The sequence below is a fragment of the Pedobacter yonginensis genome, from assembly GCF_003173595.1.
GTDB classification, from domain to species: Bacteria; Bacteroidota; Bacteroidia; order Sphingobacteriales; family Sphingobacteriaceae; genus Pedobacter; species Pedobacter yonginense.
Genome location: NZ_QGNZ01000001.1, coordinates 645,351 through 669,668 on the forward strand (window position 1 = coordinate 645,351; position 24,318 = coordinate 669,668).

At 40.5% G+C, this 24,318-nt stretch carries 13 protein-coding genes; all 13 read left to right on the plus strand.

Annotated features, from left to right (window positions below; genetic code table 11):
- The 13 genes from DHW03_RS02900 to DHW03_RS02965 all read left to right on the plus strand — a co-directional run bounded on the left by DHW03_RS02900 (position 1) and on the right by DHW03_RS02965 (position 24,317).
- Positions 1–1,851: a RagB/SusD family nutrient uptake outer membrane protein gene (locus DHW03_RS02900; protein WP_109924987.1), complete on the plus strand. Its 1,851-nt coding sequence runs from the start codon at positions 1–3 to the stop codon at positions 1,849–1,851.
- A 394-nt stretch (positions 1,852–2,245) separates the two neighbouring features.
- Positions 2,246–3,901, plus strand: coding sequence for a pectate lyase family protein (locus DHW03_RS02905; protein ID WP_109924232.1), 1,656 nt, complete (start codon positions 2,246–2,248; stop codon positions 3,899–3,901).
- Positions 3,902–5,533 carry a pectate lyase family protein gene (locus tag DHW03_RS02910; protein WP_109924233.1) on the plus strand — a complete coding sequence of 544 codons (1,632 nt, stop codon included), beginning with the start codon at positions 3,902–3,904 and terminating at the stop codon, positions 5,531–5,533.
- Positions 5,534–5,623: 90 nt separating this feature from the next.
- Complete coding sequence (locus DHW03_RS02915; RefSeq protein ID WP_109924234.1) at positions 5,624–8,785, plus strand: DUF6298 domain-containing protein; 3,162 nt, start codon at positions 5,624–5,626, stop codon at positions 8,783–8,785.
- 1 nt (position 8,786) lies between these two features.
- Positions 8,787–10,187, plus strand: a complete 1,401-nt coding sequence (locus DHW03_RS02920; protein WP_109924235.1) for a glycoside hydrolase family 140 protein — start codon at positions 8,787–8,789, stop codon at positions 10,185–10,187.
- Between the two features lie 37 nt (positions 10,188–10,224).
- Positions 10,225–11,163 (plus strand): glycoside hydrolase family 43 protein, encoded by a 939-nt coding sequence (locus tag DHW03_RS02925; protein WP_109924236.1) that lies wholly within the window; start codon positions 10,225–10,227, stop codon positions 11,161–11,163.
- A 14-nt stretch (positions 11,164–11,177) separates the two neighbouring features.
- Positions 11,178–13,010, plus strand: a complete 1,833-nt coding sequence (locus DHW03_RS02930) for a sialidase/neuraminidase family protein (protein ID WP_109924237.1) — start codon at positions 11,178–11,180, stop codon at positions 13,008–13,010.
- A 1-nt stretch (position 13,011) separates the two neighbouring features.
- On the plus strand, positions 13,012–14,496 hold the full coding sequence (locus tag DHW03_RS02935) for a sialate O-acetylesterase (RefSeq protein WP_240618451.1): 1,485 nt from the start codon (positions 13,012–13,014) through the stop codon (positions 14,494–14,496).
- Positions 14,496–17,270 carry a glycoside hydrolase family 2 protein gene (locus DHW03_RS02940; protein WP_109924238.1) on the plus strand — a complete coding sequence of 925 codons (2,775 nt, stop codon included), beginning with the start codon at positions 14,496–14,498 and terminating at the stop codon, positions 17,268–17,270. Before DHW03_RS02935 ends, DHW03_RS02940 begins: the two co-directional genes overlap by 1 nt.
- A 760-nt stretch (positions 17,271–18,030) precedes the next feature.
- Positions 18,031–20,769, plus strand: a complete 2,739-nt coding sequence (locus DHW03_RS02950) for an alpha-L-rhamnosidase (protein ID WP_109924240.1) — start codon at positions 18,031–18,033, stop codon at positions 20,767–20,769.
- 49 nt (positions 20,770–20,818) lie between these two features.
- On the plus strand, positions 20,819–21,955 hold the full coding sequence (locus DHW03_RS02955; RefSeq protein WP_109924241.1) for a sialidase family protein: 1,137 nt from the start codon (positions 20,819–20,821) through the stop codon (positions 21,953–21,955).
- Positions 21,952–23,415: an acetylxylan esterase gene (locus DHW03_RS02960; RefSeq protein ID WP_240618452.1), complete on the plus strand. Its 1,464-nt coding sequence runs from the start codon at positions 21,952–21,954 to the stop codon at positions 23,413–23,415. The genes DHW03_RS02955 and DHW03_RS02960 overlap by 4 nt, the downstream gene beginning before the upstream one ends.
- A gap of 5 nt (positions 23,416–23,420) precedes the next feature.
- Entirely contained in the window at positions 23,421–24,317 is an 897-nt protein-coding gene (locus DHW03_RS02965; RefSeq protein ID WP_109924243.1) for a sugar phosphate isomerase/epimerase family protein, read from the plus strand.
- Position 24,318 lies beyond the last annotated feature (1 nt).

Below are 24,318 nucleotides of genomic sequence, written 5' to 3' on the forward strand. Positions count from 1 at the left end.
ATGAAAAAGATATTCGTCATAACTGCACTTAGCTTAGCTGTTTTATCGCTAACCAATTGCAAAAAAGTTTTAGAAAAATCAGATGTAGGAAATTTTACCGCTGAACAGATTTTTAATGATTCAACAACGGTAAAATTAAACTGTGATTATTTATACAGTCAAAATCAGCCGGGATGGTTTGGTACAACAGGCGGTTCAATACATTCAGCCGGAACCTACAACTTAACGGAAGAGGGTCAGGGAAGCAACGTTTTCGTTTTGGGAACGGCTACAATAGAAAGCGTAACCGATTTAGGAGTTGCCAATGCCTCCAACAACAGCTATGGTAAAATACGGGTAATCAACACTTTTCTGCGCGATTTAAATGCAGGAACACTTGATCTTGCGGTGAAACGCAGATTTGCCGCTCAAGCCTATTTCTGGAGGGCTTACAGATATTTTGAATTGGCTAAATTGTACGGTGGTGTGCCATTAATATTGGAGCCGCTTAATGCCGTTGGCGATGAAGCCAAACAATTGGCCTTAACGCCTCGTGCCAAAACCAGCGAAGTATTTGCTCAAGTAAAAAGAGATTTAGATTCATGCGTAAAATATTTACCAGCAAAATGGCCTAAACAAGCCGATTATGGTAGAATTACCTCTGGTGCCGCGGCAGCCTTTATGGGTCGTGTGTTACTAACTTACGCTAGTCCACAGTTTAACCCGAATAACGATGCTGCCAGATGGCAAGCCGCTTACGATGCAAACAAAACCGCAGTAACGCTCTTATCGGCCAATGGTTTCGGCTTGTATTCAAAATTTGATTACACCATGTGGACAACCGAAGGTGGAACATCATCAGGTGCGCCATTAAACCCGGAAGCGGTATTGGTAACTGGATATAACAATTCTACAGTAGATATTAATCAAAACAACAACACATTCGACAATTCAGCCAGACCGCGGTCGGTTTCTGGAAGTGGTTCATATACGCCAACTTACGAAATGAGTTTAGCTTTCCCGATGTTAGATGGTAAACCGGCTACAGGAACAGGCGCATCTACTAAATATCCATATTCATTATCAACCTTCTACAAAAATAGAGACCCACGATTTAACGCAACGATAGCCTACAACGGTGCAACTTGGGGTAGTGTAATGAATGGTGCCAGGGTTTGGACCTATTATTATTTCAGCGCATCTTCTGGTACAACCAACAGAACAACAGAACCAACTGCTGCAAGTAACACAGGCTTTTATTTACGTAAAGGTGTAGATGAAACAAAAGCATCGCCAAGTACATTTATTGGCACCGACTGGATTGAGATTCGCTATGCAGAAGTATTGTTAAATTTAGCAGAAAGTGCTGCCGAATTAAACAAATTAGGTTTATCTGATGAGCCTTACGCCAATTTGATTGCCATTAGAAGAAGGGCAGGATTAGAAGCAGGCACGGATGGTTTATATGGCCTGGCTGCTGGTATGTCTCGCGTTGACTTAATCAATGCCATCATGAAAGAAAGACAAATTGAGTTTGCTTTTGAAGGGAAAAGATTCTTCGATTTGAGAAGAAGAAAGCTGTTAGAATCTACCCTGAATGGCACCAGAAGAAATGCAATAGTGGTTCAATTAAACAGAAGTGGTACATTGGCAACGGATTATATTGCTGGCACTAGAGAAGCATCAGCCATTACTTCGTTAGATAACTTGTATACGACAAGTTTCACCGTAAGTTTAAAAGTATTGGATACGCAAAACATTAATTTCCAAGCTGGTAACTATTTCTATGGCATTCCTACGGCAGCTATAAACAACAACATTAATTTACAACAAAACAATACTTGGGGTGGGCCGTTTGATCCGCTTCAATAGTATTCAAGAGCTTAGCTAAGGCGTTTGCTCATTCGTCTGGTTAATTTTTATATTTGGTTTTAGAGGAAGCGAGAAATCGCTTCCTTTTTTTATTTAAGAATGTTACATTTATATATGAATTTTATTTCTATCTTGTAACATGGCTGTGATAATGAATTTACAATGTTACAGCTGATTTTTTGAATTGATAACATTGTACAATAGCTGGAGAAAATTCTAGAATAAATAGCCTTTTTCAGCCATTAAATTTGAAAGATAATATACTTTCTAACCAAAATTAATAACCAGGAATATCAAAAGAAGTGAGCCAAAATCTTTTATTTTTATGTGTAGATTTATGTCGCATAGAAATCGCTGCTTAAAATCTTTGTCATTCCTAACGAGCAAAACACAAATGAAAAGAACTACATTAAATCTGTTTTTAACAACAGTATTGGCATGCTCAGCAAGTTACTCTTTTGCACAGTATCCAAATATTCCCGCAGATGTGAAAAAATCTTCCGATTCGATGATGAAAGAAGCTTATTATCAATCAGATATTGCTTGGGAAAAAGCTAAACCCATTATAGCAAAAGAAGCCCAACAGGGAAAGCCATACATTCCCTGGGCTGGCAGGCCTAATGATTTGCCGCAATCTGAGCTATTGGCATTTCCAGGTGCTGAAGGTGGTGGAGCGCATAGTTTCGGCGGCCATGGCGGTAGGGTTATCGTGGTTAAAAATTTGAATGATAGGGGGCCAGGTTCTTTAAGAGATGCATGTGAGCAAGGTGGAGCCAGAATTGTGGTTTTCAACGTGTCGGGTATCATTAGGTTAAAAACGCCGCTAATTATTCGTGCACCGTACATTACCATTGCTGGGCAAACCGCTCCGGGCGATGGCGTTTGTGTTGCCGGAGAATCGGTATGGTTAAACACACATGATGTAATTGTTCGTTTTATGCGGTTTAGACGTGGTGAAACTTTCGTTGGGCGTCGTGATGATGCCATTGGCGGAAATCCGGTTGGAAATATTATGATCGACCACGTTTCTGCAAGTTGGGGCTTAGATGAAAATATGTCTATGTACCGCCATATGTATAACGACAGTACAGGTAAAACCGAAGAAAAATTAGGAACGGTAAACATCACTATTCAAAATTCGATATTTTCTGAAGCTTTAGATTATTGGAACCATGCTTTTGGTTCTACCCTAGGCGGAGAAAATTGTGCCTTTGTTAGAAATTTATGGGCAGATAATGGTGCCCGAAATCCATCTATCGGATGGAATGGTATTTTCAATTTTGCGAATAATGTGGTCTTCAATTGGAACAATCGCTCAACAGACGGCGGCGATTATACCGCTCAATACAACATCATCAATAATTTTTACAAACCAGGTCCCGTTACCGATTTAAAAGATGCCATTTCGTATCGCATTCTGAAGCCAGAATCTGGTAGAAGCAAATTGCCATACGTGGTTTTTGGCAGAGCTTATGTAGCCGGAAACATTATTGATGGTAATGCAAAAGTAACTCAAAACAATTGGGATGGCGGCGTGCAGGTAGAAGATAAGAAAGGTAACTTAATGTCATACGAGCAAGCAAAGCCATACTTTGCAGCTATGAAAGCAAACAAGCCTTTTCCAATGCCTAAACTCACCATCATACCAACTTTACAAGCAAAAGATTACGTGTTGGCAAATGCCGGTGCAACTTTACCAAAAAGAGATCCTGTTGATGCCCGAATTGTGAAGCAAGTGACTACAGGAAAGATCGAAGTTCATCCAGATGCAAAACCATCTACTTTTCAATTTGAACACCGTAGGTTGCCAAAAGATTCTTACAAGCAAGGTATTATCACAGAAATTTCGCAAGTTGGCGGCTATCCAGAATACAAGGGTATGCCTTACAAAGATTCTGATGATGATGGCATGCCAGATGCTTACGAGATAAAAAATGGTTTAAATCCAAAAGATCCATCAGATGCAACCAAAATCACCAAAAGTGGTTATTCGAACATTGAAGTGTATTTGAATAGCGTTGTACCAGTATCCATAGTTAAGCCAAACTAAATGATAAAATACGTTTCTTTTGCAATTCTGATTGCGATTTTAGGTTCGGCAAACCTTGTGCTTGCCCAATACCCAATTATTCCAGAAGCTATGGAAAAGAAAGCAGACTCTCTTTTAAAAAGCATAGAAGATCAATCTGAACTTCAGTTTTTGAGGGTTAAATCCATTGTAGATGAGGAAGCTAAGCATGGCAAGCCCTATATTCCATGGGCAGCTAAGCCAAGTGATTTGCCTCAAGCCAAAATGGCTGCCTTCCCTGGTGCAGAGGGCGGCGGTGCCTATTCATTTGGAGGTAGGGGCGGTAAGGTTTACGTTGTTACAAGTTTAGATGATGCTGGAAAAGGAACGCTCCGTGAGGCTTGTGAACAGGGAGGTGCCCGCATCATTGTTTTCAACGTATCGGGTATTATCCAGCTCAAAACCCCGCTCATTATTCGCGCACCTTACATTACCATTGCGGGCCAGAGTGCGCCGGGCGATGGCGTTTGCATTGCTGGCGAATCGGTGTGGATCAACACACATGATGTGGTAATTCGTTACATGCGTTTCCGCCGTGGCGCTACGGATGTTACCCGCAGAGATGATGCCATTGGAGGCAATCCGGTTGGTAACATTATAATCGATCACGTTTCTGCAAGCTGGGGTTTAGACGAAAACATGTCTATTTATCGCCATGTTTATGATGCCAAAGATGGCTCAAAACCTGTAAAGCTTCCAACGGTGAATGTAACCATCCAAAATTCTATTTTCTCTGAAGCGCTTGATACCTATAATCACGCCTTTGGAAGTACAATTGGCGGTTTAAATTCGACCTTTATGCGCAACCTTTGGGCATCAAACATCAGTCGTAATCCATCGGTGGGTATGTATGGCGATTTCGGATTTGTAAATAACGTCATCTTCAATTGGTGGAACAGAAGTGCCGATGGTGGAGACAATGCTTCGTTTTACAGTTTTGTGAACAACTACTACAAACCAGGGCCAATTACACCCGTTGGCGAACCAATTTCTTATCGAATTTTAAAGCCAGAATCAGGCAGAGATAAAAAGTTTACCAACGAATTTGGTCGGGCTTACGTTACCGGAAATATTATCGATGGAAATGAAAGAGTAACCAGAAACAATTGGGATGGGGGCGTACAACCCGAAAGCAAACGAGATAAACAGAAATTATTGGATTCTATTCGGATAGATAAACCTCTGCCAATGGCTAAAGTCTCCATTATTGAGACCAAGAAAGCATACGAATATGTGCTGGCTAATGCTGGCGCATCCTTACCCATTCGCGATGCGGTAGATCAACGCATTGTGCAACAGGTAGCCACAGGAAAAATAGAACATGTTGAAGATGGAAAACTGCCCGCTAAACAAAGCTATGTGAAACGCCGTTTGCCAGCCGATTCTTACAAAAAAGGGATCATTTCAGATATTGCTCAAGTGGGTGGCTATCCAGAATATAAAGGCAAACCTTATTTAGATTCGGACAATGATGGAATACCAGATGCTTGGGAAAGCAAAAATGGATTAAACCCGAAAGATTCGAAAGATGCAGCGAAAATTTCCAAATCTGGCTACGCAAATATCGAAGTTTATTTGAATAGCTTAGTAGATGTGAATAAAGTGAGACCCTAATCGACTGAGAAGCTCAAATGAGAGATAGATCATTCCTGATTTGGGTGCTTCCAGCAACACATTTAGAGTCGTAAAAATATTAGAGTACAAATGCCAAAATCTAACCACATATTAAAAGTCTCAATACTGAAAGCAATACCCATCTTGCTGATTGGAGTTTTGGGTATAAACTTTTCTTTTGCGCAAAAAACAAAGCCAGTTGATCCTCCTAAACCCATTTTTAAGGATAAAACAGGTAAAATGGCTTACACGCCCGATGCGCAGGGAAATAGAATCCTCGACTTTTCTTATGCAGGATATATGGCAGGAGATAAAGCAATTCCAAATGCCACGGTAAAAGTTGTTGTTCCCGTACAAAAGGGCGATGCAACAACCCGGATTCAATCGGCCATCAACTATGTTTCCAAATTACCCATCGGAAGGGATGGTTTGCGCGGAGCAGTTCTTTTGGAAAAGGGCATTTACGAAGTCGCAGGGGTATTAAAAATTTCCACGTCAGGTGTAGTACTTCGAGGAAGCGGATTTGGGGAAAATGGAACAAAAATATTTGCGACCGGATTAGATCGGATTGGGGTAATCAGGATTTTGGGTAAAAACAATCGATTAGAAGAAAAACCTATTTCCATCAGCAATACCTATGTTCCGGTTAATTCAAACAAAATATCCTTAAAAAATAGCGCTGGGTTTAAGGTTGGAGATCAAATCATCATCAACAGACCATCAACAAAAGAATGGATTGAAACCCTAAAAACGGTTGAATTTGGCGGTGGCGAAAGTGCCTTAGGCTGGAAACCAGGCACTCGTGATTTGCATTGGGATAGGACAATCGTAGCGATAGATGGCACAACCATCGTGCTTGATGCACCCATTACCACTGCTTTAGATGCACAATATGGTGGTGCTACCATCTCAAAATATCAATGGGAAGGTAGAATCAAACAATCAGGTGTAGAGAATCTAAGCCTAGAATCTGATTATCATAAAGAAAATATTAAAGATGAATATCACCGTTGGACAGCCATTTGCCTTGAAAATGTGGTAGATGCATGGGTACGTCAGGTGGTATTTCAGCACTTTGCAGGAAGTGCGGTAAACGTGTTAGAATCGGCCAAAAGAATTACCGTTGAAGACTGCAAATCGCTTGCACCCATTTCAGAAATTGGAGGAGAAAGGCGTTACACCTTTTTAACTACAGGTCAGCAAACGCTTTTTCAGCGCTTATATTCAGAATATGCTTACCACGATTTTGCAGTCGGTTTTTGTGCACCTGGGCCAAACGTTTTCGTGCAGTGCCAATCTTATTTACCCTTTAGTTTTAGCGGTACAATAGATAGTTGGGCATCAGGTGTTTTATTTGATATCGTAAACATTGATGGGCAGGCCTTAAGTTATTTAAACCGAGGTCAGGATGGACAAGGAGCGGGCTGGAGTGCAGCGAACAGTGTTTTTTGGCAATGTAGTGCCGCTCGGGTGGATAATTTTCAACCCCCAACCGCTCAGAATTGGGCATTTGGTACATGGGCTCAATTTGCAGGAAATGGCTATTGGGATATGTCGAACGAGCAAATTCAGCCCCGAAGTTTATACTATGCCCAATTAAAAGATAGGCTGGGCAGCGAAACTGATTCCAGAGCATTTGTGCTCCCAATTGAAACGGAAGCATCCAGCTCACCGCCTGTAGATGTTGCGCTGAAATTAACAAAACTGGCATACAAACCTGCCTTAACTGTTTCAGAATATATTGATGCTGCAACGGAAAGAAATCCAATTCCAACCGCTTCATCTGGGGTAAAGAGCATCGATAAAATCGGATTAGATCAAATTGCAAAGCCTATTTTAGCCAATGCCATGACCATCAAAAATGGCTGGTTGGTTCGGGGGAATGAATTGGTTGTGGGCGACCGTCAGGATGTACCTTGGTGGAATGGCAGTGCTCGTCCTTATGGATTAAAAAATCCAAAGTTTCATGTTACGCGTTTCGTTCCAGGAAGATCAGGAAAGGGCTTAACGGATGATTTAGATGAAATTACCGACAGCATGAAAAATGGCTCCGTTAAAATTTTAGACCACAATTACGGCCTTTGGTATGATAGAAGGCGAGACGATCATGAACGCATCCGTAGAATGGATGGCGAAGTTTGGGCACCTTTTTATGAATTGCCTTACGCTAGAAGCGGCCAAGATAAAGCTTGGGATGGTTTGAGCAAGTATGATATTACCAAGTACAACCTTTGGTATTGGGATCGCTTAAAAACCTTTGCAAATCTGGCCGACCAAAAAGGTTTGGTTTTAATCCACGAGAACTATTTTCAACATAACATTATTGAGGCGGGCGCACATTATGCCGATTTTCCGTGGCGTACGGCAAACAACATCAACAACACAGGCTTTCCAGAACCTGTTCCATACGCCGGAGACAAACGCATTTTTATGGCCGAACAGTTTTACGATTTAACCAACGAGCATCGCAAAGCCATACACAGCGCTTACATCAGAAAATGTTTAGATAATTTTGAGGGCAACTCTGGTGTAATCCAACTCATTGGCGCAGAGTTTACCGGGCCATTGCATTTTGTTCAGTTTTGGATTGATACCATTAAAGAATGGGAAAAGGAAACGGGCAAGCATCCCATTATTGGTTTAAGTGTAACTAAAGATGTTCAAGATGCCATTTTAGCCGATACACAACGGGCAAGTGTTGTCGATTTGATTGACATTAAATATTGGCATTATCAAGCCGATGCTACAGCATATGCACCTCAGGGCGGTTTGAGTTTGGCTCCGCGCCAACACGCCCGCTTGCTGAAGCCGAAAAAAACCTCTTTTGATGAGGTTTATCACGCCGTATCAGAATACAAAACTAAATTTCCAGATAAAGCAGTGATGTACTCGGGAGATAGTTATGACGCTTTTGGATGGGCAATTTTGATGGCAGGCGGATCACTTTCCAATGTAAATCAACTCAAAGCAGCAGCCTTACAACTTGCTTCCAATATGAAACCATTCCGTCCGGCAGGTAAATCTGCAAAGCAATACGGTTTAGAAAATCAGAATCAATCCTATATTTTATACAACGCTTCGGCCGATGCCGTTCCACTTGATTTGAGTCAATCGAGCGGAAAATTTTATGTGCAAGTATTGGATGCAAAAACAGGAAAATCCATCAAGGAGGAAGAAATAAACGCAGGGCACATGGTAAAATTTGCCAAAGTTGCTTCTGGAGACGAGGTCATCATCATTAATAAAATTTAGAATGAACTTTAAAGTTAAAATATACCTACTCACCCTGGTTTCCTTTCTAGCTTTTGCTTGTAAGCAGAAAACACATTTTGGCGATAAAACCCTTTTGGTTTCAGAAAATGGACGGTATTTAACCACGGGAGATGGAAAACCATTCTTTTGGTTGGGCGATACCGCTTGGCTTTTATTTGGCCGATTGAATAGAGCAGAAGCCAATACCTATCTCGAAGATCGCAAGCAAAAGGGTTTCAATGTAATACAGGTGATGTTGCTCCATGAAGTTCCTTCAAGAAACGTTTATCTAGATTCGTCCGTTGTACGGGCCGATGTTTCAAAACCCATGCTCACCGCAGGAAATAACCCAAAAGATTCTTTGGCTTACGATTACTGGGATCATGTAGATTATATTGTGGATGTGGCCGCCGAAAAAGGGCTTTATATGGCTTTGGTTCCGGTTTGGGGCACAAACGTAAAAGAGAAAAAAGTAAACAAAACACAGGCAAAAGCTTATGCGGAGTTTTTAGCAAAGCGTTATAAAGATCGTTGGAACATTATATGGTTAAATGGTGGCGATATAAAAGGAAGTGAAGGAATGGATGTTTGGAATACCATTGGCGAAACGCTAAGAGCCAACGATCCCAATCATTTAATCACTTTCCATCCACGAGGAAGAACCGCTTCTTCTCAATGGTTTCAGCAGGCAAAATGGTGCGATTTCGATATGATTCAATCCGGTCATCGCCGTTACGATCAGGACACTTCAAAAAAAGAAAAACTTCATTTTGGCGAAGACAACTGGAGATATATCGAGTCCGATTATAAATTAAAGCCAACTAAACCCACCATTGATGGAGAACCATCTTACGAAGATATTCCACAAGGTTTGCACGATACCACGCAACCCCGCTGGACAGATGCAGATGTGAGGCGATATGGGTATTGGTCGGTTTTTGCAGGCGCCTTTGGCTATACTTATGGACACAATTCGGTGATGCAGATGTATAAAAAGACCGATTTAAAACCAGCATACGGGCCAAGAGATCAATGGATTACCGCATTAAATGCACCTGGTGCAAAGCAAATGCAGTTCCTCAAGAAATTAATTCTATCACAATCTTACTTCGATCGCGTTCCCGATCAAACTTTGGTGGCCGGTAAAAACGGCGAAAAATATGATCGGGTTATTGCAACCCGAGGTGAAGAATTTGCGCTATTGTACACCTACAATGGAAAGAACTTTAGTGTTCAATTGGGAAAAACAGATGGTGATGATGTAAAAGCAAGTTGGTTTAACCCACGTGATGGAAAATACACCGCAATTGGAGAATTTGAAAATAAAGGCATAAAAGCATTCTACCCACCCGGTGAACCTCAAAATGGTAACGACTGGGTTTTGGTATTGGAGAAAATATAACGCAAATCCATCTTAACGGATTCATAAAAATAGATCAATGTCAGAAGCAAAAATCACATCATCATTTCGTCTCGCTGTAATCGGCTTGGCATTGTGCGGATTGATGTCTTGTTCTAAACAGGCCTATCTATTTACATCCTTTCACGAACCCGCAACTGGGGGTTTAAGGCTTCTGTACAGCTATGATGCCTACCACTGGACAGATCTGAATAAAACTTTTTTAAAGCCAGAGTTGGGTACACAAAAAGTGCTACGCGATCCATCCATTGTTCAAGGCCCTGACGGAACTTTTCATCTCGTTTGGACTTGCAGTTGGAAAGGAGATAAGGGGTTTGGATATGCCCGTTCAAAAGACTTGATTCATTGGAGCGCACAACAATTTATCCCCGTAATGGAAAATGAACCCACAACGGTAAATGTTTGGGCACCAGAAATTTTCTACCATGATGAAACGAAAGTATTTGTAATCATTTGGGCATCAACCATACCTTTTCGATTTGCAAAAGGCATTGAAGATGAGGATAATAACCATCGTATGTATAGCATCACCACGAAAGATTTTGTTACTTTTTCGAAACCTAAATTGTTTCTGGATGCTGGCTTTAGCGTAATTGATGCTGTTATTGTGAAAAGAGCCACCAAAGATTATGTACTGATTTTGAAAGACAACACCCGACCTAACAGAAATTTAAAAGTTGCCTTTTCGAATGATGCACTAGGTCCTTACAACAATGTTTCAGATGCTTTTAGTCCGAAGTTAACAGAAGGCCCAACGGTTGTAAAAGTTGGTAACGAATGGCTGATTTATTTCGATGCCTATGGGCAAAAAATCTATTCGGCTTATCAAACATCAGATTTTAAAACCTTTAAAGATGTAACCTCAGCAGTTTCCATACCAAAAGGGCATAAGCATGGAACAATTGTTAAAGTAAAAAGAAAAATAATAAAGGCATTAGTGAAATATAGCAAGCCCTAAAGATACATCAAAGCATGAAAAACTTTCAAATACTGTATATCACACTATCAATTGTACTTGCGACATTAACCGCGCAGGCGCAAGATACGGTGCGCTACACAGGCAAAACTTTAGTGAATGCCGATTACCATCATGGGCAACTTACACCAGTAATCGGTGTGCACAACATACAAACGTTCAGGGCAAATCGTGAACATCCAGAATGGGCCGAAAACTTTGGCTGGACGTATAACCATGCACCTATGTTGGCCTATTGGAATCATAAATTTTATCTCGAATATTTAAGCGATAAAGTAGGGGAAAGCATTCCGCCAGGGCAAACCCTAGTTCAATCTTCTGCAGATGGTTACACATGGACCAAGCCCGGTGTTGTTTTTCCTGTGTATAGAATACCCGATGGAACAACCAAGGAGGGGAGAACAGATGTTGCCAAAGATTTAGATGCTGTAATGCACCAACGCATGGGTTTTTATGTGTCAACCAAAAATGTGTTGTTGGTTTTAGGCTTTTATGCAATTAGTTTTGATGCTAAAGATGATCCCAATGATGGTCATGGAATTGGCAGGGCAGTACGCGAAATTCAGGCAGATGGAAAATATGGACCAATCTACTTCATTCATTATAATCCTGGCTACTCAGAAAAAAATACCAAATACCCATACTTCACTAAAAGTAAAAGCAAAGCATTTGTTGAGGCTTGTAAAGAACTATTGGCCAATAAGTTAATGACACAGCAATGGAATGAAGAGGCAGATAGAAAAGATCCTCTAATAACCTTGCAGAAACAATATAAAGCCTTCAGTTATTACCATTTACCTGATGGAAGGGTAGTTGGATTATGGAAAAATGCCTTAACCGCCATTAGTGCAGATAATGGTAAAAGCTGGCCAGAAAACGCCGCCCGCGCACCAGGTTTTGTAAATAGCAATGCAAAAATTTGGGGACAAAGAACACCTGATGGAAACTACGCAACCGTTTATAATCCATCCGAATATAGATGGCCTCTCGCCATTTCAACAAGCAAGAACGGTTTAGATTATACCAATTTATTGCTGGTGCATGGAGAAATTACACCCATGCGCTATGGTGGCAATTATAAATCATACGGCCCGCAATATGTGCGTGGCATTGAAGAAGGCAATGGAAAGCCAACTGACGGAAAGCTGTGGGTAACCTACAGTATGAACAAAGAAGATGTTTGGGTTTCCTCCATCCCTGCTCCGGTTAATGAGAAAGCCACCCAGCATGCAAACGATGATTTTGAGCAACTTCCGAAAGATAAAGCACTTGAATTATGGAATATTTACAGTCCGCTTTGGGCACCTGTAAAAGTAGAAAATGGGGCTTTAGTTTTAAAAGATAAAGATCCATTTGATTATGCTAAAGCAGAACGAATTTTTCCAGCGGGTAGAAAAACAATCACAGCATTTTCGGTAAGGCCAAGGCAGAATAATTTCGGCTTGCTAGAAATTGAATTGCAAGATGAAAAGGGAATGGCAACAGTACGTTTAACTTTTGATAGCTCGGCTACTTTGAGTGCAAAGGCTGGTGCCCGCTACAAAAACTTTATGAAATATGAAGCCGGTAAAAACTACGACATCAAAATTAAATTAGATGCATTTACCCGCTTTTACACCATAACCGTAAATGGTAAAGACGTTTTAACCAGCTTAGCATTTCAGCCAGTTGCTGAAGTATCAAGGATTGTTTTCCGTACGGGAGATGTGCGCCGTTTTCCCGATGTAGATACCCCAGCCGACCAAACCTATGATTTAAAAAACGCCGGGGAAGCTGAGAAAAATGAAGCGATTTATGAAATTAAATATTTAAAAACAGGGGGCTTTTAAGATGAGGGATGTAATCGATGAAAACACAATGTTTCTTTTTAAGGGGTTGAAAGTAAGTTATTTATCTACTTTACTTTTATTTACGCTCACATCGTGGTTTGCATTTTCAGCCAGTGCGAAGATTCTATTGCCACAAATCCTATCAAATGATATGGTTTTGCAAAGAGATAAGCCCATTAACATCTGGGGCTTTGCCTCACCAAACGAGAAAATTGAGGTTTCATTTGCCGGCCAAAAAAAACAAACCCTCACCGATGAAAAGGGTAATTGGTTGGTAGTTTTGTCACCCCTAAAAACATCTGCAAAGCCGCAAAAAATGGTTATTCTAGGCTCAAACAGAATAGAATTAACCAATATTTTGGTTGGTGAAGTTTGGTTGTGCTCTGGTCAATCAAACATGGAGTATGCAATGCGGAAGTTGGCAAAAATTCCTAAGCCTAAAAATGAAAAACTAGGCTTTCCATCCAATGAGGTGCTTAGCGCCAAAAATAACCAAATCAGGATTTTCTTAGTTAATCGTAAACAATTAAGTAAGCCCGATTCCATCCATAAAAGTTGGGCGCTTGCCGAAGATTCAGCTTTGCGATCATTCTCGGCTGTGGGCTATTTCTTCGCTAAAGAAGTTCAAGAAAAATTAGGTATTCCAATCGGTATCATTTCATCGGCCATTCCAGGAAGTGCCATTGAGCCATGGATTGCCGAAGAATCATTCGCGCAGGAAAGTTATTTCAAAAATCAGAAAATCAGCAACGATCCGGGCAAGTTTTATCCAACCATGATTGAGCCCTTAACCAAATTCAAAATTCGTGGTTTCCTTTGGTATCAAGGCGAAACAAATTGCTTTCTGAACGAGAAAATTAGCTATTCCTATAAAATGAAGGTATTAATTAACGGCTGGAGAAAAGCATGGAAAGCAGAAGATTTGCCTTTCTACTATGTTCAAATCGCACCGTTTAACTACTCTAAAACTACAGGAAAAGTTGTGGTAGATGCGAATACAGAACCTGAATTCTGGGAAGCACAAGCACAAATTTTAAGCATGCCCAACACAGGAATGATTTCTACAAACGACTTGACAGATTCAAACGAGGATTTGCACCCCACTTACAAATGGGAAGTAGGTAGAAGATTAGCGCTATGGGCATTAGCCAAAACATATCATAAAAAAATCGAATATTCTGGTCCGATTTATAGAAATGTAAACTTTACAGATGGAAAAGCATGGTTAAGTTTCGATCATTTGCAATCGGCCAATTCATCCGCCCTAACCGGCTTTACCATTGCAGGTGATGATGGGGAATTTGTAAATGCAGATGCCTTTGTAAAAGATGGTAAAGTTCTGGTTTCTTCAAAGGAAATTAAGAATCCAAAAGCGGTTCGATACAATTGGACGGAAAATCCATCAGGCAATTTTTACAGTAACGGTTTGCCAGCACTGCCTTTTAGAACCAATAATCCCTTAACCAATCAATTTAAAGCCAATTAATGAAAATCAGATTCGCATGCTTTATTTCTTTAATGTTGATGTTTGGAGCCTTAAAAGCCCAGCAAACGGAGAAATTATATCTATCCGGAACTGGAAACGACGACACCGTTAATTGGGATTTCTATTGCACGGAAGGCGCAAATTCAGGTAAATGGTCAACCATCCCTGTGCCTTCAAATTGGGAATTGCAAAGATACGGAAAATATAATTATGGCTTTGATAAAGAGGTAAATAAGGGCAAGGAACAGGGCCTGTACAAATACAAATTTAAGGTTCCCGCCGATTGGAAAAATCGTAAAATTAACATCGTTTTCGAAGGGTCGATGACAGATACCGAAGTCAAAATTAACGGTAAACTGGCAGGTGAAATTCATCAGGGTTCATTTTATGTATTTCGGTATGATATTTCTAAGCTGATTACATTGGGTGAAGAAAACTTACTTGAAGTTCAAGTTTCTAAACACTCTGCCAATCCATCAGTTAATGAAGCGGAAAGGAAAGCGGATTTTTGGATTTTCGGGGGCATTTTCCGACCGGTTTATCTCGAATCTTTACCTCAAACTCATATCGATAGAATTCAAATTGATGCTAAAGCAGACGGAAAATTCAACGCTCAACTTACCTACACCGGCGATGCCGATCAATTATTGGTTGAACTTTTGGACGCAAATGGGAAACGATTAGGAAAAAAAATTACCACGCCAATTGAAAAATCCAACCAAAAATTAGCCTTTAACCATCAGTTTACCAGCCCAAAATTATGGTCTTCAGAGTTTCCAAATCTCTACAAAGCAAGCTTTACGTTAATCAAAAATGGTAAGGCAATACATCAAATCTCCAAAAACATTGGCTTCAGAACTATAGAGGTGAAAGAGCGTGATGGCGTTTATGTAAATGGCGTGAAAATAAAATTCAAAGGGGTTAATCGCCATTCTTTTTACCCCACCTCTGGTAGAACGACGAGCAAGAAAATTAGCATCGCAGATGTGCTGCTGATGAAAGAAATGAATATGAATGCGGTTCGGATGTCGCATTACCCCCCAGATGGGCACTTTCTAGATGTTTGCGATTCAATCGGCTTATTCGTTATGGATGAATTGGCTGGTTGGCATGGAACCTACGATACCGCAATAGGTATAAAACTGATGAAAGAAATGATGCTCAATGATGAAAATCATCCATCGATTATCTTTTGGGCAAATGGAAACGAGGGTGGTCATAACCGAGAATTGGATCATCTTTTTTCGGAAGAAGACATTCAGAAACGTCCATTAATTCATCCTTGGGAAGTTTTCGGGGGATTTGAAACCACTCATTACCGCGAATTTAACTATGGCATCGGCAATTACGACCATGGTCATAACATATTAATGCCAACTGAATTTTTGCATGGCATGTGGGATGGTGGTCATGGGGCTGGCATTGAAGATTACTGGAATGCCATGTGGAACAACCCTCAATCGGCAGGCGGCTTTCTGTGGGATTTTGCCGATCAGGCAGTGGTGCGTACCGATAAAAATGGAATATTAGATACAGATGGAAATCACGGGCCAGATGGAATTGTTGGGCCATACCATGAAAAAGAAGGCAGTTTTTTTACCATAAAAGAGGTATGGAGTCCTGTTTTTATCGAGAAAAGAGAGTTTACCGCAGGCTTCGATGGTTCATTTGTATTGGAAAATCGCTATGCTTTTACCAATCTTAATCAGTGTACATTTGAATGGAAACTCAAAAAATTACATGGTTCTGCAGATGATGAGTTTAAAGCTGGTAAAGCCGATGCTCCAAATATAAAACCTTTTGAAAAGGGCAAATTGCAAATCAGCCTCCCTTCAGATTGGAGGAATTTTGATGTTTTTTATTTAAGTGCAAAAGGCCCCGAAGGGCGGGAGATTTACACCTGGACTTTCCCCATCAAACTGCCTAAAGAAGATGCTGAAAAGCTCGTAAAAAAAACAGCTTCGTCAAAGGTAACTTTAAAGCAAGATGCTCAAGGTTATCATGTGTCGGCAAATGGCATCGATTATACATTTGATCGAACAACAGGTTTGTTGCAACAGGTTAGAAACCTCAGGGGGATTATCCCTTTTTCAAATGGCCCAATTGTACAAGAAAGTGTAAATAATTTTAAAAACTTCTCCACTAAAATGGATGGCGATAACTTAATTATTGAATCTAAATTTGATAAAAAAGAGAGCTTTAATGCTTTGCAGTGGACAATTTATCCTTCAGGTTGGCTCAAAATGGACGTCAAATATTTTCCATCTAGCTACTTCGCCACCTTCGTGGGTTTGAATTTTTCTTATCCAGAAACTGAAATACAATCGGTTGAATATAAGGGCAATGGTCCTTACCGGGTTTGGAAAAACAGAATGAAAGGCACACAATTCGGCATTTGGAAAAAGGATTATAACAACTCGGCAACAGGCGAGCCACCATGGCAATATCCCGAGTTTAAAGGCTATTACTCAAACCTGTATTGGTGCGAATTTATCGGTAAGCAACAATCGTTCAAAGTGGTGACGGATCAGGAGGATGTCTTTTTGAGACTGTTTACCCCAAAAAAATCGAAAGATACAGAATATGATAATATGAGTCCTACTTTTCCAGATGGTGATATTTCATTTATGAATGGGATTTCTGCAATTGGAACAAAAACACAGAAACCAGAAACAACTGGCCCAATGGGTATGAAGCATGTGTTTTATGATTTTGAAAAGGAACCGAGTAGGGCATTGCAAATGACGCTTTATTTTGATTTTACGGGGCGGTAGGTGGGGAGAGACCAATATTTGCCCGCTGATTTACACAGATGAGGATAGGTAAGCTAGCATGGGGAGAGAACAATATTTCCCCGCAGATTTACGCAGATTAGGATAGTAAAGCTATTATGGAGAGCGCATAGGAAGAATTATTTACCCGCAGATTTACACAGATGAGGATAGGTAAGCTGCTAAGTGGACGATAACAATATTTACCCGCAGATTGACACAGATGAGGATAGTTTAGCTGGTAAGGGGGAGACAGCAATATTTCTCCGCAGATTTACGCAGATTAAGATAGGTAAGCTAGCATGGGGAGACAGCAGTATTTACCCGCAGATTGACACAGATGAGGATAGTTTAGCTGGTAAGGGGGAGACAGCAGTATTTACCCGCAGATTTACACAGAGAAGGATAGTTAAGCTGCTAAGGGGAGACAGCAGTATTTCCCCGCAGATTTACGCAGATGAGGATAGTTAGCTGGTAAGGGGGAGACAGCAGTATTTACCCGCAGATTGACACAGATGAGGATAGGTAAGCTGCTAAGGGGAGACAGCAGTATTTGCCCGCAGATTTACGCAGATGAGGATAGTTTAGGTATTATGGAGAGCGCATAGGAAGAATTATTTACCCGCAGATTTACACAGATGAGGGTTTAGGTTTGACTGATAGTCAGCAGAATAATTGAGATGAGGGGGAGAAAATAGAAAAAGAAGTATTATCCCTAGCAAACGATTAGGATTTATGAACAGGAGTAAAATAATTGCATTGAATGAACATTAAAATATACATATCGATTATTTGCATTTGCCTATTGAGCTTTGCACGGGCAGGGGCGCAAGTTTCTTTGCAGAAAACCACTTGCGAGATGCTTGAAAATCCTGTGGGGATAGATGTGCAAAAACCACATTTGTCGTGGCATATTATTTCGGAAGAACGAAATGTAATGCAAACTGCTTATCAGGTGTTGGTTGCTTCATCTTTAGAGAAATTAGACGCCAATAATGGAGATTTCTGGGATTCTGGAAAAGTAAATTCTAATGTGTCTATCAACATCGAGTATAATGGAAAAGCATTGGCAAGTCGTGATCAAGTTTTTTGGAAAACGAAGGTTTGGACGACCGCCGGACAAAGCGAATGGTCTGAAAACAACTCATTTTCAATGGGTTTGCTCTACTACAAAGATTGGCCAAAAGGATGGATTGGATTTGATCGGGCATTTCCTTGGGATAACATAAAAACCGATTCACGCTTATCGGCCAGATATTTTAGAAAGGAATTCCAAAGCACTAAAACCATAAAATCTGCAATGGTATCTATCATCGGCTTAGGCTTGTACCAACTTTATCTTAACGGAAAAAAGGTGGGAGAAGATGTATTATCACCATCACCAACCGATTATACCAAGAACGTAAAATACAACACTTATGATGTGACAGCCTATATTCAGAACGGGAAAAATGCAGTCGGCGCAGTTTTAGGCAATGGTCGCTTTTTCGCTATGCGCCAAAATGAAAAGCCTTATAAAATCAAAACATTTGGTTTTCCAAAAATGCTGATGAATATTCACCTCGTATATAGCGATGGATCAACAGCCAACATCGATACAGATGACAGTTGGAAAGGCACAGCCGATGGTCCAATCAGAACCAATAACGAATATGATGGTGAAGAATATGATGCCACCAAAGAAGCACTAGGTTGGAACAAAATTGGATTTGATGACAAACTTTGGGCTAAAGCAGAATATGTTCAGGAACCAGCAGGTACCATAGAGGCACAAATGAACGAGAATATGCGGGTGATGAAAACACTCAAGCCGATAAGCATCACAAAAGCATCTGGCGGTCGATATATCCTGGATATGGGGCAAAATATGGTTGGTTGGCTACAAATTAAGGTAAAAGGTGTACGAGGAAAACAGATAAAAATGCGTTTTGCAGAATCGCTTCAAGCCAATGGTGAGCTTTTTACAGCCAATCTTCGAAATGCGAAATGTACAGATTTATACACGTTGAAGGGAGGCGAAACAGAAACTTGGGAACCCACCTTCGCATACCGAGGATTTAGATATGTAGAACTTTCTGGCTACAGCTATCAACCAAGTCTGAACGATTTTACAGGCAAAATGATTTACGATAACATCCAAACCGTCGGGACGTTCGAAACTTCTGATGCTTTAACCAACCAAATTTTTAAAAATGCCTGGTGGGGAATTGCCGGAAGTTATAAAGGTATTCCGATTGATTGCCCACAGCGAAACGAGCGTATGCCTTGGTTGGGCGATAGAGGTGCCGTTGCTTATGGCGAAAGTTTCGTATTTGATAACGCTAGGTTTTACACCAAGTGGTTACAAGACATTAGAAATGCTCAGAAAGAAGATGGGGCAATCCCTGATGTTGCACCAGCATTTTGGCGTTATTACAGCGATAACATGACTTGGCCAGGTGCAATGCTTCTGGTTACAGAAATGGTTTATAAGCAAACTGGCAATCTTACTGCCGTTAAAGACAATTATCCAGCTATGAAGAAGTGGCTTGCTTACATGCAAGATCGCTACATGAAAGATTATATTTTAACCAAAGACAGTTACGGAGATTGGTGTATGCCGCCCATAACGATTGAGTTTGGTAGAGGTAAAAGTGCCGATAAAAAATATCCATCAGAACTCATATCTACAGCATATTACTACCACTTCACCCAATTAATGATTCAGTTTGCAGAAGCCCTTGGTAATCAAGAGGATGTGAAGAACTACGAAATGCTGGGACAAAAAATTAAGGGGGCTTTCAACGAGAAATATTATAACGATAAAGGGTATTATGCTTCCAATGCATTAACCGATAATATTATTCCGCTGTACTTCGGAATGGTGCCAAAAGATCACGTAAAAGCCGTTTTCGACAATATAACCTACACGGTTGAGGTGACCAATAAAGGGCATTTAAGCAATGGTTTAGTGGGCATTCAATGGCTAATGCGTTGCTTAAACGATTACGGAAGACCAGACCTCGCTTACACCATTGCAACTCAGAAAAGCTATCCAAGCTGGGGCTATATGATTGAAAACGGGGCGACTACCATTTGGGAACTTTGGAATGGAAACACTGCTGACCCCAAAATGAATTCTCAAAATCACGTGATGATGTTGGGCGATTTATTAATCTGGTATTATGAAAATCTTGCCGGAATTAAATCCCAAAACAATGCCTTCAAACAAATCATCATGAAACCTGAAATGATTAGCAGTTTGAATGCCGTAAGAGCGAGTTACAACTCGGTTTACGGCACCATAAGCAGCAGTTATACAAAAACATTCAAGCAGTTTAATTGGGAAATCACAGTTCCGCCAAATACAACCGCTATCGTTTATATCCCCGCAAATAATAAGGGCGATGTTTCCGAAAAAATAAGGTCTGTTAAAGATTTAAAATTTATAAAAATGGAAAATAATAGAGCCATTTATGAGCTAGGATCGGGGAATTATTCCTTTTTGGTAGAGGAGCATTAAGGGATACGTTGCCGTGAAAGAATTATAAGATATTGATTAACTGAGTATTATGTTTAAGAGAAAAATATACATCACCTTAGGATTTGTTTTAGCAGTAACAATTTACGCCCATGCCCAGGTAGAAAAATGGCAAAAGGGAATTGTGAAGCAAGAATTTCTATACGATCAAGCACCTTTTCCGTCGTGTCATTCTGCTACCATTGCCGAAACGCCAACAGGTTTAGTAGCTGCATTTTTTGGAGGAACCAAAGAAAGAAATCCAGATGTAGAAATTTACTTGAGTCGATTTGTTCAAGGGAAATGGTTAGCCCCCGTTTCTGTGGCAAATGGAATTCAGCCGGATGGTAAACGATTGCCTACATGGAATCCGGTTTTGTACCAAGTTCCCAACGGAGATTTATTGCTGTTTTATAAAGTTGGGCCAAAACCATCCGAGTGGTGGGGATTAATGAAAACTTCTAAAGATGGCGGCATCACGTGGTCTGAAGCCAACAAATTGCCCAATGACAACATTGGGCCGGTAAAAAATAAGCCTGTTTTATTAAGCAATGGAAATCTCTTTGCGCCATCAAGTAGAGAAGGCGATGGGTGGAAAATTCATTTTGAAGTAACAAACGATAATGGCAAAACATGGCGGACCATCGGGCCTTTGCCAGAAAATGGAATTAAAGCGATACAACCTAGTATTTTACAGCATGGAAACGGTAAACTTCAAATTTTAGCCAGAACCGCAAACAGGGCACTAGCAGAATCCTGGTCAGAAGATAATGGAGAAACTTGGTCGCCATTAACCAAAACCACTTTACCCAATAACAATTCGGGTACAGATGCTGTAACCATGAAAGATGGTCGACACGTATTGGTGTACAACCATGTTTTACCTTCCGGCGATTTGGCGAAAGGTGCCAGAACGCCCTTAAATGTTGCCATTTCAAAAGATGGGAAACAGTGGTATGCAGCCTTGATACTAGAAGATTCGCCCATTAGCCAATATTCTTATCCGGCCGTTATTCAAACTGCTGATGGGATGCTCCATTTCATTTACACCTGGCGCAGGGAAAAAATTAAGCACGTGGTTGTAGATCCATCTAAATTAAAGTTAAAGAGTATTAAAAATGGTGTTTGGCCAAAATTAAACGGCTACACGGCTCCAATCCTTACCGAAACTAAAAGCGAAGAACCATGAGCCGAAATCACTTATCAATCCAATTGCTTGCATCAGTCTTAAAGATTGAGTTTATCGGGAGATTAAAAAAAGTCCTGATGATTTTGAGTTTGATGGTATTTTTCCAAAATGGATTTGCCCAACATCAAAATAGTGATGACCTCTACAAAAAGCCTTTGATCGATGTTTTAAAAGAAATACAGAATCGATACAAAGTACAGATTAAATATACTGATGCGCAGGTAAAAGATAAATGGGTAAACTATGCAGAATGGCGCTTTAGGACAAAAATAGATGAAACGCTAACCAATGTACTAATGCCCTTAGACATGAAAGTGAATAAGGAAAAGCCAGGGGTGTACAAGCTTAAAGAGTACGAATACTACCGCTGGGATGTTCAGGACGGTTGGTCGTATTTGGATGCTTTGGCGACCAAATACCACGATCAAGAAAGCTGGGAAAAACGGAAGGCTGAAATTAAACCAGAGTTATACAAAGCATTGCTACTGTCGCCATTACCTGCAAAACCAAATGCAAAACCCATAATAACAGCCAAAAGAATTTTTGATGGCTATTCGGTTGAAAACATTGCTTTGGAAATTCTTCCAGGTGTTTGGATTAATGGTTCGCTGTATAAACCCTTGAATATCAAAGGTAAAATACCTGTTGTTTTAAGTCCTGATGGACATTGGGAAAAACAACGTTACAGGCCAGATTGCCAAATACGATGTGCTACAATTGCCAGAATGGGCGCAATGGCATTCAGTTATGATTTATTTGCCTGGGGCGAATCGATGCTTCAATTTAAATACGAAGACCACAGACGCAGTTTAGCCCAAACGGTTCAAACTTTAGGTGGAATACGGATTTTAGATTACTTCACCTCTTTGAAAGAAACAGATACGAGCAGAGTTGGGATCAGTGGTGGATCCGGAGCAGGAAGTCATTGTATTTTAATGACTGCAATGGACAATCGAATAAAGTTAAGCGCACCTGTAGTGGCCATGTCATCTTACTTTTATGGAGGTTGTCCGTGCGAAAGCGGTATGCCCATCCATCAGTGTGTGGGTGGAACCGACAATGTAGAATTAGCGGCCATGACTGCCCCTCGACCGCAGTTATTGGTTTCTGATGGAAGCGATTGGACTGCACAAACACCCGAGCATGATTTCCCTTATCTTCAGAAAGTTTATGGCTATTACGGTGCAAAAACGAAGGTCGAAAACGTCCACCTTCCCGAAGATAAACATGATTTTGGCATCAATAAACGAATTGCTTTGTATGATTTTCTGGTTAAAAACTTCAAGCTTAATGGCGCATCGGTTAAGGATAAAACTGGTGAATACGATGAAAGCAAAGTAACCATCGAAAAAGAAAATGCCCTTTATGTTTTCGGAAATCAAGGGGAAAAATTACCTAAACATGCATTAATGGGATTTGAGAATTTGGAAAAGTTGTTTCCCTTAAGCAAAAGCAAATAAACCATATGGAACTACAAAATCGAAGAACCTTTATTGGTAACGCAGCGCTTTTAACGGGTGCTTTAATAATTCCAAATCAATTGCTTATGGCATCTGAATTGACGAATCGATACAAAGTAGCGGTGATTGATTTGATGATTTTAAAGCGTCAGAAACTTAGTGCTTTACCACTTGCAAAGGAAATTGGTGCCGATGGATTAGAAATTGATATGGGCGGATTGGGCGATCGAGAGACTTTTGATAATAAACTTGCCGACCCAAAAGTTCGGCAGGAATATTTGGATAAGGCAAAAGAGTTAAACCTCGAAATTTGCGCCCTGGCCATGACCGGCTTTTATGCCCAATCGTTTGCTAAACGACCAACTTATCAAAAAATGGTACAAGATTGCTTAGACACGGCAAAAGCCATGAATGTTAAAGTTGTTTTTCTACCATTGGGTGTTCAAGGAGATTTGATTAAAAACCCAGAACTGCGCGAACCAATTGTACAAAGATTAAAGGTTGTTGGTAAAATGGCCGCTAAAGCGGGTATTGTCATAGGAATTGAAACTGCCCTAGATGCCACAGCTGAACGCCAGTTGTTGGAAGATATTGGTAGTAAGCATGTTAAAAGTTATTTTAATTTTTCAAACGCCATCAAAAATGGTAGAGATTTGCACCAAGAGCTTCGAATTTTGGGGAGGAAGAACATCATTCAGATTCACGCCACGAACGAGGACGGCGTTTGGTTGCAAAACGACACGAAAATAGATCTCAACAAAGTAAAAGACACGCTTGATGATATGGGGTGGAAGGGATGGCTTGTGGTAGAAAGAAGTCGTGATGCAAAGCAGCCAACCAATGTAAAGTACAATTTTAGTGCAAATACAACATACTTAAAGTCTGTTTTTCAAGCCAAATAAG